This window comes from Mycolicibacterium houstonense, from assembly GCF_900078665.2.
In the GTDB taxonomy this organism is placed as follows: Bacteria; Actinomycetota; Actinomycetes; order Mycobacteriales; family Mycobacteriaceae; genus Mycobacterium; species Mycobacterium houstonense.
The window spans coordinates 1,077,542-1,093,899 of the sequence record NZ_LT546207.1 but is presented as its reverse complement, the minus strand read 5'-3'; the positions used below and the strand labels follow the sequence as shown (position 1 = coordinate 1,093,899).

Here is a 16,358-nt window from a genome sequence, read left to right as displayed (position 1 = left end):
CGCGGGCCGAGGCGGCAGCCGTGCTGGTCGACCNGGGTGCTGCGCGCCGCGTGGACCCTGATCGCCGACGGCACCTTTCAGGAACACCTGACCGCCAGCCTGCTGCGGGTCGGATACGGCCTGCTGTTCGGCATCGTGCTCGGTCTCGGTCTGGCGTTGATCTCCGGACTGTCGCGGATCGGGGAGAACTTCGTCGACGCGAATATGGAAGTCCTGCGGGCGGTTCCGAACTTCGCGCTGGTGCCGTTGCTGATCGTGTGGTTCGGCATCAGTGAGGTGCCCAAGATCCTGCTGATCACGCTGGCGGTCGCCGTCGCGATCTACATCAACACGTTCAGCGCGATCCGCAGCGTCGACGCCGCCTTGGTGGAGGCGGCGCGTTCGTTCGGCGCGGGGCGGGCCGAGATGATCTACCGCGTCATCATTCCCGGGTCCCTTCCGGGTTTTCTCGTGGGCCTGCGCCTGGCGCTGACCGCGTCCTGGCTGTCGCTGATCTTCGCCGAGACCATCAACGCCAAGAAAGGCCTGGGGCGCATGATGACCGATGCTCGTGAGTACTTCCAGATCGACATCGTCTTCGTCCTGATCGCCGTCTACGCGATGCTCGGCCTGGTCTCGATCCTGGTCGTCCGGTTCCTGGAAGGCCGGTTGCTCACCTGGAGACGGGCCTATGACGGGGACTGACACGCTGACGGCCACGATCGGCGCGGAACCGGTGGTGATCGCCCGCGAGATCCGGAAGAGCTTCGGGGACAACGTCATCATCGACGGCCTCGATCTGGAGATCCGGGCCGGGGAATTCGTCGCACTGCTGGGCCGCAGCGGGTCCGGCAAGAGCACGTTTCTCCGCGCGCTCGGTGCCCTCGACGCGGACGTGGACGGCTACCTGCGCGTGCCGGCCCGGCGCGCGATCGTGTTCCAAGACCCGAGGTTGCTGCCATGGCAGCGGGTGCTGGCCAATGTGACGATCGGGCTGCCCGCCACCGGCGCCGTGCAACAGCGGGCGTTCTCGGCGCTCGGAGAGGTCAATCTGGCGGACAAGGCGAAGGTGTGGCCGCGCACCCTGTCGGGCGGGGAGGCTCAGCGAGTCGCGCTGGCGCGGGCTCTGGTTCGCGAGCCGCAACTGCTGCTGCTGGACGAGCCGTTCGGTGCGCTCGACGCGCTCACCAGGATCCGGATGCACGGCCTGCTGATGGACCTGTACCGCCGGCACACCCCGGCGGTCCTGCTGGTGACCCACGACGTCGATGAGGCGATCCTGCTCGCCGACCGCGTCATCGTGCTGACCGACGGGGTCATCTCATTGGATGTCGACGTCTCGGTGCCGAAACCGCGAGCCCGGGATACGCACGAATTCGCCGCACTGCGCAGGCGGTTGCTCTCGGAGTTGGGTGTATATGAAGACCAGGAATAGCCGCATGGTTGGTCGCGTCAGGTTGAGTTCGGTGGCATTGTTGCTGATTCCGCTGGTGCTCAGCGCGTGCGGACTGTCCGACGACGGAGCCGGCGACGCCATCGACACGGTGAAGATCGCGACGCGGACCGACGTGCCGGCCGGCACGAAGCTCGTCATCGCCGAGCAGAACGGGACGCAATCCCTGCCGTGGAATCTGGCCGATGCCGGGCAGGGAGCGCCCTACGAGGTCGAGTTCGCCGATTTCAGCGGCGGCGCGGCGGTCATCGAGGCACTGCGCTCGGGAGCCGCCGACGTCGGATCGATCGGGGAGGCGCCGGTGCCCATCGCGGTGGACAGCGGTGTCACCGATCTGGTGACCATCGGGCTGCAGGCCAATCCGGGCACCAGTGGTGGCTACTACCTGGTGGCGCGGCCCGGCAGCGGGGTGCGGACGATCGAGGATCTGCGCGGCAGGCGAGTTGCCTACCCGCCGGGTTCGGGTCGCCACATGGTGACCGCGGGCCTGCTCAAGCGTCATGGCCTGGATCTGCGGACGGATGTCCAGCCCGTGGAACTGGCTGGGGCAGAGGTGGTTCCGACCTTCGCCGCGGGTGCCGTCGATGCCGCGATCGTCCTCGGCAATCAGTACTACCAACTGGGTGAGCCGCCGATCCTCGGTGATGGCAAAGGCATCAACACCGGCATACAGACATTGATCGTACGTAGGGACGTGCTCGACGATCCGGCCAAGGCGACGGCCATCGGCGACTACGTGGGGCGCGCGGTCGCCGCCAACAATTGGAAGGACACCCACGCCGACCAGTGGATTGACCAGTACTACGTCAAGGTGCAGGGCATCACGTTCGACCAGGGCAAGAAGCTCTACGACGAGGACGGGATCGCCTCGTACTACCCGATCGATCCGGACTCCACGGCGTTGTTCCAAACCGTCGCCGACGGCCTGCACGAGACCGGAACCATCAAATCCCGCGTCGATGTCTCGCCCTATGTCGACGGTCGCTACAACGCGATCGTGACCGCCCAGAACGAACTCGACGGCGTCACGCCGAAATCGCTCGTCTCGTAAGACGCCAGTCACAGAAACCGAAGGGGACCATGATGACTCAACTGGCATCCACACTGACGATCCACCCGCAGGCGGGCTGGATCGGTGCGGAGATTCGTGGAATCGACCTGACCGCGCCGCTTCTCGACGACGAGGTCGCCGAAATTCGTGCGGCCCTGCTCAAGTGGAAGGTGGTGTTCTTCCGTGACCAGTTCATCGGCCACGACGACCACCTGCGGCTGGCCCGGGCCTTCGGCTCGCCGACCCCGGCGCACCCGCTGTTCGATTCGATCCCGGATCCCGACTATCCGACGATCTACCCGATCTTCGCCGACCGGTTCAAATCGCGATACGGCAGCAGTCGTGGATTCGACAAGGCGAACTGGCACGCCGATGTCACCGCGGCGGTGAATCCGCCTGCCGCGTCGATCCTTCGGGCCGAGGTGATCCCGCCGTACGGCGGTGACACCCAGTGGTCCAACACGGTGGCCGCGTATGCCGGGCTGTCGGCGCCGTTGCAGCGGCTCGCCGACGGACTGCGGGCGGTCCACCGCTTCGCGCCGCCCGACGGCACCACCGCTACCGAAGACTATCGGCGCCGGGTGGACCGGCGGCCGCTGCTCACTGAGCATCCCGTGGTGCGAGTGCATCCGGAGACCGGGGAGCGGGCGCTCTACGTCAACCCCGGGTTCACCAGCCACATCGTCGACGTGTCCCCGCACGAGAGCCGCCGCCTCCTGGGGTTGTTCTACGACGAGCTGGTGCGGCCGGAGTACACCGTGCGGTTCAAGTGGGAGCCCGGCAGCATCGCGTTCTGGGACAACCGTTCGACCGTGCATCTGGCGCCGTCGGACCTCAGCGGCGAGCACGATCGTCGGTTGTACCGCGTGACGCTGGTGGGGGATGTGCCGAGGGGGCCGGATGGCCGACCCTCGGTGGCTTTGGACGGCGAGCCGTTCGAGGCAGCTTGAGGCGGCGAGCCGTTCGAGGCAGCCTGAGGCGGCGTCCTGTCAGGCCGGCACGACGACCGTCAGCTCGTTCCCGTCGCGTTCCACATTCATGCCGGCGCGGCGGGCCACCGCGGCGACCGCGGCAGCATCGGCCGGTTCGCTTCGGGAACTGACCAGGGCCCGGGCCAGGTGCCCTTTGTGGGCCTTGTTGAAGTGGCTGACCACGGTGCGGTGACCGTCCTCGTGTTCGGCCAGGACCTGCACCCGGACCGCTCCGGGGATCCGGCCCAGCCCGGCGTACGAGCCGGACCGCAGATCGACGACGAGCTCGCGGGACGACAGATCGGCCAGCACCGGCTCCAACAGTGGGCGCCAGCGCTTGGCCAGGCCGGGTTGACCCGGCAGTTTCGACGACGCGGACAACCGGTAGCCCGGCACCGGGTCGTCCGCGCGTAACAGGCCGAAGAGGGCCGATCCGACGGCCAGGCGGGCACGGGCGCGGGCAACGGCGGCGCCACGCAGTGACCCGNGCCGCCCTCACCCGAGGACACCGCGGTGCCGTCGGGCAGGGTGACCGCGGTGTGTCCGCTGTTCCAGCCGATCACCAGGGCACCGGGCTGCGTTCCGTACTTGAAGCCGCGGGCCAGGAGTGCACGCTCCTGGTTGCCGGTGTGGAACCGGTCGCCGAAAGCCGGCCGGCCGGTGGCCACATTGCTGACCCAGGAAGCCAGGCCCGAGCAGTCGGTGCCGGCCGGGGTGTCTCCACCGGAGATGTACGGCGTGCCCGAAACCTGCTGGACAAGCGCCATAAGCGTCGCGATAGCAAACATGCGGCGGGACGCTAGCAGAGCCAATTTTGGGCGGGCAAAATATGTGACTCCGTTCACAACAGGTGTCGCATATGGACTGTTTCACGCATCTTGCGATTGAGTGTGGTTGCCTGCGGGCGCAATTCGGTTGCCAGCGGAAGGTGTCGAATCGGTAGTTCGCGGCGGCATGTCGTAATCATCCAATAGTGCTGTGGCACTGGGCTTGTGCGATGAAAATGCGGTCGGATTCCGATGGTGATTCACTGGCGCACACGCCCAATCATGGTGCTGTCAAAGGTATTTGGATTCCGCCCCGGCGCGATCTGTGCCCGGTGGGGTCGATCGGGGGCCGCGGCGGGGCCCGTCGTGACGTCCGGCTCGACGATGTGACGGGCAGGTGTTGATTTGGCAACGTCGACCTGCTTGCGGTGGTGGCTGGGCGCCGCGGCATTCGTGGCCCGGATTGCCGTCTTGGCAGGCCGTCGGGGTCTGTTCCGAAGTTGACGTGCAGCCAAACGGCTGCATAATCGGACAGGGTGGGCCGACGGGGCCGCGCATGGCAGGACGGCGATGGTGGACGAAGTCTTCAAGGCACTGGCAGACCCGAGCCGGCGACTGCTTCTCGACAGCCTCAACGAACTCGACGGGCAGACCCTGCGACAGCTGTGCAGCGGCCTGACGATGGCCCGGCAGTCGGTCAGCAAGCATCTGGCGGTATTGGAGGCGGCCAACCTGATCTCCACCGCACGGCACGGTCGGGAGAAGCGTCACTACCTCAACGCCGGGCCGATCACGGCCATCGCCGACCGCTGGATCGACCGCTACGACGCCGCCAGAGCGCCGGCTTTCGCAGATCTCAAGACGGTGCTGGAGACGTCGGCAGATTCCGCTGAGTTTGTCTACACCACCTATATCCGCACCACCCCGGAGCGCCTGTGGCATGCGGTGACCAATCCGGCGATCTCGGCCGGCCATCTGGGTCACGCCATCGAATCGGACTGGCAGAAAGGCTCGACCTATACCTGGATCGAGGACGGCCTCCGCATCGACGACGTCGAGCAGCTGATCGTGGAGTCCGACCCCTACCAGCGGTTGGCGTTCACCTTCCACGCCTTCACGGCCGAACTACAGCAGGTGGCGCCCGATCTGAGCGACGAGACCATCGCCAAGGCCGCGGCCGAACGCCGGTCCAAGGTGACTTTCGACATCGAACCGGTCGGGGATCAGGTGAAGCTCACCGTGATCCACGACGGATTCGACCCGGACAGCGCGGTGCGGGAACTCATCGGGCACGCCTGGCCGCTCAGACTGTCCAGCCTGAAATCCGGGCTGGAACAAGCCGATTAGACCAGCGAATCCTGTGGGTCGCGCTGGATGGGCGTCGGCCACGGAGCCGGCAGAGGCCGCTGACGCACCCGCTGCGGCCACCAGAACCACTTGCCCATCAGGGCCGCGATCGACGGCGTCATGAAGGACCGGATCACCAGGGTGTCGAACAGCAGGCCCAGGCCGATCGTGGTGCCCACCTGGCCGATCACCGCCAGCTCGCTGACCGCCATCGACATCATGGTGAACGCGAACACCAGGCCCGCCGAGGTGACCACCGACCCGGTCCCGCCCATCGAGCGGATGATGCCCGTATTCAGACCGGCGTGTATCTCCTCTTTGAACCGGGAGACCAGGAGCAGGTTGTAGTCCGCACCCACGGCCAACAGGATGATCACCGACATGGCCAGCACCATCCAGTGCAGCTCCAGCCCGATCAGGTGCTGCCAGATCAACACCGACAGACCGAATGATGCCCCGAGGGACAACACGACGGTGCCGACGATGACCGCGGCGGCCACCACGCTGCGCGTGATGATCAGCATGATGATGAAAATCAGGCAGAGCGAGGCGATTCCGGCGATCAGCAGGTCGTAGTTGGCGCCTTCCTGCATGTCCTTGAAGGTGGCCGCGGTGCCGCCGAGGTAGATCTTGGAGCCCTCCAGCGGGGTGCCCTTGATCGCCTCCTTGGCGGCGTTCTTGATCGCGTCGATGTGCGCGATGCCCTCGGGGCTCATCGGGTCGCCCTCGTGGCTGATGATGAAGCGCACCGCGTGCCCGTCGGGGGACAGGAACATCTTCATGCCGCGCTTGAAGTCTTCGTTCTCGAAGGTCTCCGGTGGCAGATAGAACGAGTCGTCGTTCTTGGAGGCATCGAACGCCTGGCCCATGGCAGTCGCGTTCTCCATCGACGCTTCCATCTGATCCTGCAGACCGCCCATCGTGGCCTGCATGGTCAGCATCATGTTCTTCATGTTCTTCATGGTCGTGATCATCGGCGGCATGATCGTGAGCATCTGCGGCATCAGCTCATCGAGACGATCCAGGTCCGGCATCATCTTCTGGATGTCGTCGGTCATGGTGTCGATGCCGTCCAAGGTGTCGAATATCGACCGGATCGACCAGCACATCGGGATGTTGTAGCAGTGCGGTTCCCAGTACAGGTAGTTACGGATCGGCCGGAAGAAGTCATCGAAATCCGCTATGTGATCCCGCATTTCGGCCACATCGTCGACCATGGTGTGCATCTTGCCGACCATGCTGTGGGTGGTGTCGGACATCTCCCCGACCAGCACGAGCATCTGCTCCATGGTGTCGACCGTGGTCTGCATCTCGTCGGCCATGACCAACATGTCCTTCATGCGGTCCTGCATGTATTTCATGTTCATCATCTGGGTGGTGCCCTGCATGCTGATCTGGAACGGGATCGAGGTGTGCTCGATCGGCGTTCCCTGCGGGCGCGTGATGGCCTGGACCCGAGAAATGCCGGGCACCTGGAAGATTCGCTTGGCGATCCGGTCCACGACCAGGAAGTCCGCTGAGTTGCGCAGGTCGTGGTCGCTTTCCACCAGCAGCAGCTCGGGGTTCATCCGGGCCTGGGAGAAGTGCCGGTCGGCCGCGGCGTAGCCGGTGTTGGCGGGCAGGTCGGCCGGAAGGTAGTTGCGGTCGTTGTAGTTGGTCCGGTAGCCCGGCAGGGTCAGTAGACCGATCAACGACAGCGCGATGGTGGCGATCAGGATCGGTCCGGGCCAACGCACCACGGCCGCACCGATCTTGCGCCAGCCGCGGGTGCGCATGGCCCGCTTCGGCTCCAGGACCTTGCCGAACCGGCTGGCCACGGTGATGATCGCCGGGCCCAGCGTCAGGGCGGTGAAGACCACGACGGTCATGCCGATGGCCAACGGGATGCCCAGTGACTGGAAGTACGGCAGGCGGGTGAAGTGCAGGCACAGGGTGGCGCCGGCGATGGTCAGGCCCGAGCCCAGCACCACGTGCGCGGTGCCGTGAAACATCGTGTAGTAGGCCTGTTCCCGGTCCTCGCCGACACTTCGGGCCTCTTGATATCGGCCGATCAGGAAGATGGCGTAGTCGGTGGCCGCCGCGATGGCCAATGTCACCAACAGGTTCGTCGCGAACGTCGACAGCCCGATGATCTCGTAGAAGCCGAGGAACGAGATGATCCCTCGCGCAGCGGACAGGCTGAGGACCACCATGACCAGGGTGAGGATCACGGTGATGATGGAGCGGTAGACCAGCAGCAGCATGATGATGATGACCGTGAAGGTCAGCGCCTCGATCATCCGCATACTGCGGTCGCCGGCGATGTGCTGATCCGCGGAGAGTGCCGCCGGGCCGGTCACATACGCCTTGACCCCTTCGGGCGCCTGGACCGAATTGACGATCTCCTGGACCGCCTCGACGGATTCGTTGGCCAGCGCCTCACCCTGGTTACCGGCGGTGTAGACCTGCACATAGGAGGACTTGCCGTCGGCGCTCTGGGCGCCGGAGGCGGTCAGCGGGTCGCCCCAGAAATCCTGGACGTGCTCGACGTGGGCCTTGTCGGCCTCGAGCTTGTCGACGATTTGGTCGTAGTAATCGTGCGCATCGATGTCCAGTGGCTCGTCGCCCTCGAGTACCACCATTACCGAGCTGTTGGACTTGAACTCCTGGAACACCTCGCCGACGCGCTTCATGGCGATCATCGACGGGGCATCGTCCGGGCTCATGGAGACGGCCCGCATTTCCCCGACCTCTTCGAGCTGGGGAACGATGGTGTTGAAGACGCCGATGATCGCGACCCAGCCGATGATGATCGGGATGGCCAGGCGACGGATCCACTTGGCGATCCCGCCGTGCTGAGCAGGCTGGGCGTGCTGCGGGCCGCTGACCGGGAACGAATCGGTCGGCACGTCGTGATTGCTCATGCAGATTTCACCAGGCAGAAGGTCTGGGCGTTGACGCCGTTGGAGGTTCGCTCGTCCTTGAGTTCATCATCGACGGTGATCCGGCAGCTGATCGTGCTGCCGTTGCCCTGGGCCACGATGTTGGGGAACACCGAGGGGGCGGTGGACTCCAGTCGCAGCGTCCAGGGCAGCGGCACCCCGTCGATGCGCTGGGGCTGGGCGTCGAGATCGAGGTAGTTCACGTCGGCATAGGCCCCGGGCTCGCCGTAGATCTCATAGACCACGACCTTGGGGTCGAACGGCTTGGTGTCGTCGACCTTGGCGCTGGAGATCCCCGAACCGTCGCCGGCGCCGAAGAAGGTGCGCACCCGCATCACCGTGAACGCGCCGACCAACACCACCGCGGCGATGATCAACGGAATCCAGAACTTCTTGGCCAGGCCCGAAAGTGAAAGCTGTTTCCGGCGAGGGCTTTTCGTCGCATTGGTCATCGTGTAGGGGCACCGGTCCGTCGGTCGTGGGCAAGGTGGGCAATGGGCAAGCAAGGCGAGGTCGACATGCCGGCGGCATGGCAGGCCATGGGGGAGCGCCTGTGCACCATGTTCACCTCGATACGTCTCGCTGTCTAGCCGAATGGCTAACCAAAACTTAGCGAGATATTAGCCTATTTAAATGAGTCACAAAACGGTGACACAGGTGCGACGTGCTGGCGGGCGAGCCAGGTTCTCGCCGGCCGCCTGATTTTGCCGTACGAGGCGCTGCGCGACGTCAGGACGCTTCCATGTGTTGCGCCGGCAGCAGGCCGGCACCGGCGGGTCGGCCGATTGTGATGGAGCTAACGGAATGAGGAAGGGCTCCGCCGCCGGCTGCCCGGGTGACGAAGCCCCATCCCTCTTCGAACTCGCGAACTAGCGCCAGTTCCACACCGACATGTCGTTGGGCGGGTAGTTCATGCAGACGTCGGTGGTGTTGGCCGCCACGCCCTTGTTGTTGAAGAACAGCTTGGCCCAGTTCGGCCAGCGCCACGACATGTTCTCGAAGAAGGCGTTGGTGGCCATGTTCTCCGAGTACTGGCGGCGGCCGGCGTAGTCCATCGAGAAGAACCAGTGGATGCGGTCCTGGGCGCCCTGCTGGTCGGCGACCGGCTTGTTGTTGTAGTCGATCATGTACCGCTCGTAGTACACCGGTTCGACGTCGCGGGCGGCGGCCATGATCTGCTCGGCCGTGCACGGNTCAGCAGGCAATCTCGCGGCAGCGCTTCCACCACGGACTCGACCAACCGGTCCACCTGGCGTAACTGCATGCGCCACGCGGTCGAACCCGGCCCGTGGAGATGGCCCATCATGTCGAGGTCGGCGTGGTAGCCGTAGCAGAACCCACCGTCGGCGACAGCCGTGCCGATGCAGGCAGCCAGGTCGCCGAGGGCGTGGACACCGACATAGTGCCCGCCGCGCAGTACCGCGCGGGACAGGCCTGATCCGGTGTGAGCGGCTCCGGAGACCACCGACACGGAAAAGCCTGCGGTCTCGGCGCGCTCGAAGGTGGTGGGCAGTGGCTGGACCCGTTCGGGTGCCACCTGCTCGCGCAGATCGGGTCCCCATGGATGTGGGCGCCACCGCAGCGCGTTGATCACATCGAACTCCGGTCCGGCCTCCGGAACGCGGAAGGTGTAGCCGACGAACCCGTGCTCACCCGAGCGGCAACCGGTACCGATCGCGGCCAGTCCTGCCGCGGTGGTGGACGGAAACCCGACCTGCAGCGTTCGGTGCGGCGCCTTCTCTGCCAACGCCGTCAGCACCGGGGCGTCGGCGGCATGCTCGGCGAGGAGCTCGGCTCCCAGTCCGTCGATCAGCAGGACGCACGCGCCGCGGATCCGACCCGGCCAGCTGATGCGCGCGTCGAACCCGTCGGCGCCCATCGCGGCTAGAACGGAAGGGACCACATCAGCCAGGTGCGGTAGGTCGGGATCGGGACGGGGCGGCTCCACACCGCGAGCGTGCCACAGATCACGTCGGTGGGTTTCGGCAACGTGGGCCTCGTCGCAAGGCTGCCCGAGCACTCCTCGGTAGCCGGTACGCTGGCTTTTCATGAAGTCGATGAAAGCCGTGATCCTCGCTGCCGCCCTGGTGGTGTCCGCAGGTGGGGCGTTCACCGGCGTTGCCGCCGCCGATCCCGAAACCCCTGCGCCCGCGCCGCCTCCGGGACCCGTCGCAGCGGCTNGAGAACGGCACCTGCTACTGGAAGCGCATGGCCGACCTGCACGGCGGCGACATCATCGACAATGCCTTCAGCAAGAAGCCGCAGGTGGTCACCATCGACGCGACCGACAAGGCCTTCAAGACCAGTGGCTGCCAGCCCTGGCAGAAGACCGACGCCCCCGCGGCCGCTCCGCCCAGCGGTGACATTCCGGCACTGATCGCCCGAGCCAAGCTTCAGGCCTGGATGAACTCACTCAACAACAACGCCCGTAACTACGACGGGTCACAGGTGCCCATGCCCTGATGCTCAGCCGGGCGGGATCAGCGGCGGGCGGCAGGCATTGCCCACGGGATCCCACCACCAGCCGTTGTCGCAGAGCGGCGGCGGCGGCACGACCGGCGGGCGGCAGGTGTTGCCGACCGGATCCCACCACCAGCCGTTCTCGCAACCCAGCGGGACAACAGGTGCGCGACAGACGTTCGCCACCGGATCCCACCATTCCCCGGCGCGGCAGTCGGCCCAGCTGACGGCCGGCGTGGCCACCGCGACGAAGGCCAGGGGCGCCAGTGCCGCTCCGGCGGTGGCAGCGCAGCGGCCGATGATGCTCGTCATCTCGAACCTCCTCGAGAGATCACCTGCCTCGAGCCTATCCGCCCCCCACCGCCCTGCCAGAGACGCCCGGATGTCGGCATCGGCAATTGCTTTGCTGCACAAGATCACCCAGGCCTAGGTCAGACCGTACGCGGGTGTCGGTCAGCAAGTGCACAGCGGCGCGCTGCTAGTCTGCGAGAGCTGCCGGTTGCGCGTGTCGTGAGAGTCCGCCCGGCCAGCCGCGGCTATGACATGACGAAACAGCGAAGTGACGAAACAAGCTGAGTGGATACGGAAAAGGGTGTTGTGCGCGGCGCAGAGATCAAGGCCCTGACGGGACTGCGCATCGTTGCAGCGGTGTGGGTGGTCCTGTTCCACTTCCGCCCCTTGCTCTATCAAGTCGCACCCGATGTCACCGAGGCCCTCGCTCCCATCCTCGATTGCGGCGCCCAGGGCGTCGATTTGTTCTTCATCCTCAGTGGTTTCGTGCTCACCTGGAACTACATCGACCGGATGGGCCCCGCCTGGTCCACGCGGGCCACGCTGCACTTCCTCTGGCTGCGGTTGTCCCGGGTGTGGCCGGTCTACCTGGTCACGCTGCACCTTGCGGCGCTGTGGCTGATCTTCACCCTCAACGTCGGACACATCCCGCCGGAAGACACCAGTGGGTACAACGCCGTCAGCTATGTGCGGCAGCTGTTCCTGGTGCAGCTGTGGTTCCAGCCGTACTTCGACGGCTCGAGCTGGGACGGACCGGCCTGGTCCATCAGCGCCGAATGGTTGGCTTACCTGTTGTTCGGAGCGCTGATCATGGTGGTCTTCCGGATCGCACGCGCCACCAGGGCGCGGAGTCTGGTCCTGCTGGCCATCGCCGCCTCGGTGCCGCCCGTGGTGCTGCTGATGGCCACCGGTCACTTCTACACCCCGTGGAGCTGGCTGCCGCGGATCGTCATGCAGTTCACCGCGGGTGCGCTGGCCTGCGCGGCGGTCCGCAAGCTGCATCTGACGGACCGAACCCGGCGGCGTGCGGGCTACCTGTCGATCGTGTTGGGCGGCGTCATCATCGGCGGGCTCTATTTCTTCGAGGCGCATCCGATGAACACGGTCGGTGATGCCGGGGGCATCGTCGACATCCTGTTCGTACCGTTGGTGGTGGCGATGGCGGTCGGCGTCGGCAGTCTCCCGGCCTTGCTGTCCACCCGGTTGTTCGTCTACGGCGGTCAGATCTCGTTCGGCCTGTACATGGTGCACGAGTTGGTCCACACCGCCTGGATATGGACCACCAGGCAGTTCGAACTGACCCTCACGCCCACGCTGTCGGGCAAGGCGACCCTCGTCGGCCTGTTGGCGATCTCGACGGTCGGCGCGATCGCGCTCTACCACCTCGTGGAGGAGCCGGCCAGACGGTGGATGCGCAGAATGGTCGACATCCGGCCCGTCGACCCGCCGAGCACCAAGTTGCACCGGATCGACACCGAATCCACCGACCGCCCCGACGAGGTCCCCGCACGCGCGGGTTGAGCTCTGTAACCATCCAAACCCGCTGCGCGACAGGTTGTTATGCCCTTGTTATCGCTGTGTCATCAGCTGCCTATGTCCAACCAGGTGTCACCCCATAGGCTGTTCGGCGTATCGCGGCGCGGGACGAGTGTGTCTCGCCGGCAGTGGAGGTTGCAGTGGGTCGTCTGACCACTTTCATCGTCTCACTCGGCCTTGTGGTCGGGCTGTTCGCGCAGGCCCCTCAGCAGCGCTACGTCACCTCGGGTCTGGATCCCCAGATCAACCACATCGCGGTGATCGGGGACTCGTACACGACCGGCGCGGCGGAAGGCGGGCAGGGCCCGAAAGGGTGGACCACGCTGGCGTGGCAGTCGCTGTCCGAGCGCGGGGTGCAGGTGGATGCCGACGTGGTCGCCGAGGGCGGAGCCGGCTACGAGGCGCGCGGCAACCGCGGCAGCATCTTCGCCGACCTGACCGCCCGGGCCGTGCAACCCGACGACGCGCTGGTGGTCTTCTTCGGGTCCCGCAACGACAAAGACGCCAACCTGGCGATCTACGGCCGGCTGAGCCACGATGCGCTGACGATGGCCCGCCGGACCGCTCCCACCGCCCGGATGCTGATCATCGGGCCGCCCTGGGTCAACGCCGATGTGCCGCCCAACCTGCTGGGTATTCGCGACATCCTGCGTGATCAGGCCCGTGAGGTCGGTGCGACGTTCATCGATCCGATCGCCGAACGCTGGTTCTTCGACAACCCGGAGCTGATCGGTGCCGACGGGATTCACCCGACCGATGCCGGGCATGCGTACCTGGCCGACAAGATCGCGCCACTGATCGGCAAGGAACTCCCGCGCTGGGTCTGAGCGCCGTCAGCTGTGCGTCGTGGTGCGGAACCGGTCCCGGTAGGCCTTCGGTGATACTCCGAGGTGGTTGATGAACACCCGGCGCAGGGTCTCGGAGCTGCCGAACCCGGCCAGGCGGGCCGTCTCGCCGACCTGACGGCCGGCATCGAGGGCCGCCCGCGCGACATCGATCCGCACCGCTTCGACGTACCGCGCCGGGGTGGTGCCGAGTTCGGCCTGGAACAGCCGGGTCAACTGACGGGTGCTCAAAGATGCAAGTGCGGCAAGGCTTTTCACGCTGTGGTCAGCGGTGGGATCAGCCCCGACCGCATCGGTGACCCGACGCAGCGCCGACTCGGACGGAGCGTCGGACTCGACCAGAGTGGAGAACTGGGACTGCCCACCGGCGCGTTTCAGATACACCACCAGCGACCGGGCGACATCGCGCACCAGATCCGCCCCGTGATCCGATTCCACCAGAGCCAGCGCGAGGTCGATGCCGGCCGATACGCCGGCCGAGGTGTAGATGTCGCCGTCCCGGACGAAGATCGCGTCGCGCTCCACCGAGATCGTGGGATGGGCGCGGGCCAGCAGCCGGGCGTGGCGCCAGTGTGTGGTGGCCCGGCGGCCGTCGAGCAGGCCCGCTGCGGCCAGGATGAAGGCCCCGGTGCAGATCGAGGCGAGACGCCGGGTGTGGGCCGGCACGCCCCGCACTGACGCCACCAGTTGCTGGTCGATCGGCTGACCCACCAGATTGTCTCCGCCGGAGACCAGAACCGTGTCCGCGGCGTCGATCTCCGCGACCCGGTCGGTCACCGCGAAGGCCGTACCGATCGAGGTGGTGACATCGGAACCGTCGACGGAGGCGATGCGTAGCCGGTAGTCAGCGCCGAAACGGTTGGCCTCGGCGAAGACCTCCGCCGGCCCGGCGGCGTCCAGAAGTTTCATCCCGTCGAAGACCACGATCACGATGTCGCGCGGCCCCGCAGCCTGTGCCATCCGTTCATTGTGTCGCTTGTTGTGGGAAACATGGCGCATCAGCCATGGGTCGGCCCGGGCGCGGACCCGCAGACTGGTGTCGGTACGAGCAGCATTCCGTTGCTCAGAGCAAGCAAAACCGTTGACAATCAGGGAGATTGGACATGAACCCCGCAAAGGCAGGTGCCATCGCCGGCATCGAACTGCCGGACACCGCGTTGGTGCGGGAGGCCACCGAGTACATCCGCGATACCGAAGACGACCTGCTGTTCCACCATTCCCGGCGGGTGTTCTACTTCGGTGCGCTGCAGGGACGTCGCCGCGGCCTGCAGCCCGATCTGGAGTTGTTGTACGTGGGCGCGATGTTTCACGACATCGGGCTGACCGAGCGATACCGCACGACCTCGCAGGTGCGCTTCGAGGTCGACGGCGCCGATGCGGCACGGGATTTCCTGTTGCAGCGCGGGGTTGGCGACGCCGCCGCCCGGAAGGTGTGGCTGGCCATCGCCCTGCACACCACGCCGGGAGTGCCGGAGTTCCTGGACCCCGAGGTCGCGCTGGTGACGGCCGGGGTCGAGACCGACGTGCTCGGGATCGGCCGTGGCGACCTCACCGAAGAGGAGCTGAACGCCGTCACCGCGGCACATCCCCGGCCCGACTTCAAGAACCGGATCCTGCGGGCATTCGCCGAAGGGGTTCGGCAGCGGCCCGCGTCGACGTTCGGCACCGTCAACGCCGACGTGCTGGCGCATTTCGACGATTCCTTCGTCCGCGAGGATTTCGTCAAGGTGATCAGGTCCAACGACTGGCCGGAATAACCCGCTACCGCAGGATCTTCCGGTGGAATTACCGGGCCGCGGCGCGTCGCTCGGCGAGCTCGCGCAGCGGCTCCGGCAATGCGTCGGCCCGCAGGATCGCAGGCAGGTGCTGAGGTTCCAGGGTCAGCGCCCGGAACACGAAGCCGATGGTGATGTCATGATCGGGCCGTTCGGTGACCACGATCTCGTCGCCGGCCGATACCGAGCCGGGGGAGACCAGCCGGAGATAGGCGCCCGGAATCGCGGTCCTGGTAAAGGTTTTCACCCAGCCGTTGACATCCAACCAGGCCGCGAAGGTCCGGCACGGGATGCGTGGCCGGGACACCTCCAGCTCGAGCCCGTCGGATCCGACCCGCCACCGTTCGCCGATGACGGCGTTGGTGACATCGACGCCCGCGGTCGTGAAATTCTCGCCGAACACGCCGTTGGCGATCCGGCGGTCGAGTTCGGACTCCCAGGCATCCAGGTCTTCACGTGCGTAGGCATAGACCGCCTGGTCGTCACCGCCGTGGAACTGTTGGTCTCCGATCGTATCGCCGACCAGGCCGCTGCCGAGTCCGCCGTGCATCGGGCCAGGGGCGCGTACCGCGACGGCACCGTCGACCGGACGCTTGTCGATGCCGGTGATGGCGTGGTCTCCGGCCGGGTTGGGGCGCGGATGGGCCACGTTGACGGTCAGTACCTGTGCCATGGGGCCCAGCGTAGTGGCCTACAACAGTGGTGTCGCAACGCTATTCGGGGCCGCGGGTGGTGGCGGCACCGGAAGGCACAGTCCGGTCGCGAGGTCGAGCTGCCGGCCGGGCACGCAGAACGGCGAACAACCGTTGGTGACGCCGGTTTCCCCGGGCGGACAGGCCGAGCTCGGCGCCGGTGTCACGATCGTGGCCACCGCCATCGATCCGGCCGACAGCACCGCGGCAGATACCACGGTCAGTAACCCGCGCCACATCGGCCTCGTCATTGGCTGTCTCCTCTTGAGC

At 66.2% G+C, this 16,358-nt stretch carries 15 protein-coding genes and 4 pseudogenes; 9 read left to right on the top strand and 10 right to left on the bottom strand.

What is annotated here, in order from left to right; all coding sequences use genetic code 11:
* The first annotated feature begins 36 nt into the window (after positions 1–36).
* From BN4332_RS05455 to BN4332_RS05440, 4 genes are read left to right on the top strand one after another with little or no spacing between them, the layout of a single operon-like run.
* Positions 37–684 carry an ABC transporter permease gene (locus tag BN4332_RS05455; protein WP_235654028.1) on the top strand — a complete coding sequence of 216 codons (648 nt, stop codon included), beginning with the start codon at positions 37–39 and terminating at the stop codon, positions 682–684.
* A complete protein-coding gene (locus tag BN4332_RS05450) occupies positions 671–1,414 on the top strand; it encodes an ABC transporter ATP-binding protein (RefSeq protein ID WP_066897532.1) in 744 nt (247 codons plus the stop codon). Before BN4332_RS05455 ends, BN4332_RS05450 begins: the two co-directional genes overlap by 14 nt.
* Positions 1,415–1,445: 31 nt before the next feature.
* Complete coding sequence (locus BN4332_RS05445) at positions 1,446–2,483, top strand: PhnD/SsuA/transferrin family substrate-binding protein (protein ID WP_235654027.1); 1,038 nt, start codon at positions 1,446–1,448, stop codon at positions 2,481–2,483.
* 32 nt (positions 2,484–2,515) lie between these two features.
* Positions 2,516–3,433: a TauD/TfdA dioxygenase family protein gene (locus BN4332_RS05440; protein WP_074132985.1), complete on the top strand. Its 918-nt coding sequence runs from the start codon at positions 2,516–2,518 to the stop codon at positions 3,431–3,433.
* A gap of 39 nt (positions 3,434–3,472) precedes the next feature.
* On the opposite strand, the pseudogene yaaA reads toward BN4332_RS05440, so the two are convergent.
* Positions 3,473–3,937, bottom strand: a pseudogene (yaaA, locus tag BN4332_RS05435) (peroxide stress protein YaaA); the annotation flags it as partial.
* Positions 3,938–3,942: 5 nt separating this feature from the next.
* Positions 3,943–4,242: pseudogene (locus tag BN4332_RS05430) on the bottom strand (C40 family peptidase); the annotation flags it as partial.
* 552 nt (positions 4,243–4,794) lie between these two features.
* Between BN4332_RS05430 and BN4332_RS05425 the strand changes: the two are divergent.
* Positions 4,795–5,568, top strand: coding sequence for an ArsR/SmtB family transcription factor (locus tag BN4332_RS05425; protein ID WP_066897573.1), 774 nt, complete (start codon positions 4,795–4,797; stop codon positions 5,566–5,568).
* On the opposite strand, the gene BN4332_RS05420 is transcribed toward BN4332_RS05425, so the two are convergent.
* The 4 genes and pseudogenes from BN4332_RS05420 to BN4332_RS05405 form a co-directional block, all read right to left on the bottom strand.
* Positions 5,565–8,471: an MMPL/RND family transporter gene (locus BN4332_RS05420; RefSeq protein WP_066897529.1), complete on the bottom strand. Its 2,907-nt coding sequence runs from the start codon at positions 8,469–8,471 to the stop codon at positions 5,565–5,567. The genes BN4332_RS05425 and BN4332_RS05420 overlap by 4 nt on opposite strands.
* The gene (locus BN4332_RS05415) at positions 8,468–8,941 is read right to left on the bottom strand and encodes an MmpS family transport accessory protein (protein WP_066897528.1); all 474 of its coding nucleotides are present in this window, start codon (positions 8,939–8,941) and stop codon (positions 8,468–8,470) included. The genes BN4332_RS05420 and BN4332_RS05415 overlap by 4 nt, the downstream gene beginning before the upstream one ends.
* A 417-nt stretch (positions 8,942–9,358) precedes the next feature.
* Positions 9,359–9,760, bottom strand: a complete 402-nt coding sequence (locus BN4332_RS05410; RefSeq protein ID WP_435405150.1) for a DUF5078 domain-containing protein — start codon at positions 9,758–9,760, stop codon at positions 9,359–9,361.
* Positions 9,685–10,437: pseudogene (locus BN4332_RS05405) on the bottom strand (alkaline phosphatase family protein); the annotation flags it as partial. The pseudogene BN4332_RS05405 and the gene BN4332_RS05410, both read right to left, overlap by 76 nt.
* 100 nt (positions 10,438–10,537) lie before the next feature.
* Here BN4332_RS05405 and BN4332_RS05400 point away from each other — a divergent pair.
* Positions 10,538–10,952: pseudogene (locus BN4332_RS05400) on the top strand (Rv1352/Rv1906c domain-containing protein).
* Between the two features lie 3 nt (positions 10,953–10,955).
* Here the strand turns inward: BN4332_RS05400 and BN4332_RS05395 are convergent.
* Positions 10,956–11,261 (bottom strand): hypothetical protein, encoded by a 306-nt coding sequence (locus BN4332_RS05395; protein ID WP_066897526.1) that lies wholly within the window; start codon positions 11,259–11,261, stop codon positions 10,956–10,958.
* Between the two features lie 285 nt (positions 11,262–11,546).
* Here BN4332_RS05395 and BN4332_RS05390 point away from each other — a divergent pair, with 285 nt between their 5' ends.
* Complete coding sequence (locus BN4332_RS05390) at positions 11,547–12,761, top strand: acyltransferase family protein (protein WP_066897525.1); 1,215 nt, start codon at positions 11,547–11,549, stop codon at positions 12,759–12,761.
* 155 nt (positions 12,762–12,916) lie between these two features.
* Positions 12,917–13,603, top strand: a complete 687-nt coding sequence (locus tag BN4332_RS05385; protein WP_066897524.1) for an Rv0518 family GDSL lipase — start codon at positions 12,917–12,919, stop codon at positions 13,601–13,603.
* Positions 13,604–13,609: 6 nt separating this feature from the next.
* On the opposite strand, the gene BN4332_RS05380 is transcribed toward BN4332_RS05385, so the two are convergent.
* Complete coding sequence (locus BN4332_RS05380; RefSeq protein ID WP_066897572.1) at positions 13,610–14,581, bottom strand: GlxA family transcriptional regulator; 972 nt, start codon at positions 14,579–14,581, stop codon at positions 13,610–13,612.
* Positions 14,582–14,724: 143 nt separating this feature from the next.
* Here BN4332_RS05380 and BN4332_RS05375 point away from each other — a divergent pair, with 143 nt between their 5' ends.
* Entirely contained in the window at positions 14,725–15,378 is a 654-nt protein-coding gene (locus BN4332_RS05375) for an HD domain-containing protein (protein ID WP_066897523.1), read from the top strand.
* Positions 15,379–15,406: 28 nt separating this feature from the next.
* Here the strand turns inward: BN4332_RS05375 and BN4332_RS05370 are convergent, their stop codons facing one another.
* Together BN4332_RS05370 and BN4332_RS05365 are read right to left on the bottom strand one after the other, a co-directional pair.
* Entirely contained in the window at positions 15,407–16,069 is a 663-nt protein-coding gene (locus tag BN4332_RS05370; RefSeq protein WP_066897522.1) for an MOSC domain-containing protein, read from the bottom strand.
* 18 nt (positions 16,070–16,087) lie between these two features.
* Entirely contained in the window at positions 16,088–16,339 is a 252-nt protein-coding gene (locus BN4332_RS05365; protein ID WP_066897521.1) for a hypothetical protein, read from the bottom strand.
* Positions 16,340–16,358 lie beyond the last annotated feature (19 nt).

Bases quoted from the DNA above. Each gene is read 5' to 3' on its own strand.
- BN4332_RS05450 (WP_066897532.1), top strand. From the start codon at position 671: ATGACGGGGACTGACACGCTGACGGCCACGATCGGCGCGGAACCGGTG.
- BN4332_RS05440 (WP_074132985.1), top strand. From the start codon at position 2,516: ATGACTCAACTGGCATCCACACTGACGATCCACCCGCAGGCGGGCTGG.
- BN4332_RS05420 (WP_066897529.1), bottom strand. From the start codon at position 8,471: ATGAGCAATCACGACGTGCCGACCGATTCGTTCCCGGTCAGCGGCCCG.
- BN4332_RS05415 (WP_066897528.1), bottom strand. From the start codon at position 8,941: ATGACCAATGCGACGAAAAGCCCTCGCCGGAAACAGCTTTCACTTTCG.
- BN4332_RS05395 (WP_066897526.1), bottom strand. From the start codon at position 11,261: ATGACGAGCATCATCGGCCGCTGCGCTGCCACCGCCGGAGCGGCACTG.
- BN4332_RS05380 (WP_066897572.1), bottom strand. From the start codon at position 14,581: ATGGCACAGGCTGCGGGGCCGCGCGACATCGTGATCGTGGTCTTCGAC.
- BN4332_RS05375 (WP_066897523.1), top strand. From the start codon at position 14,725: ATGAACCCCGCAAAGGCAGGTGCCATCGCCGGCATCGAACTGCCGGAC.
- BN4332_RS05370 (WP_066897522.1), bottom strand. From the start codon at position 16,069: ATGGCACAGGTACTGACCGTCAACGTGGCCCATCCGCGCCCCAACCCG.
- BN4332_RS05365 (WP_066897521.1), bottom strand. From the start codon at position 16,339: ATGACGAGGCCGATGTGGCGCGGGTTACTGACCGTGGTATCTGCCGCG.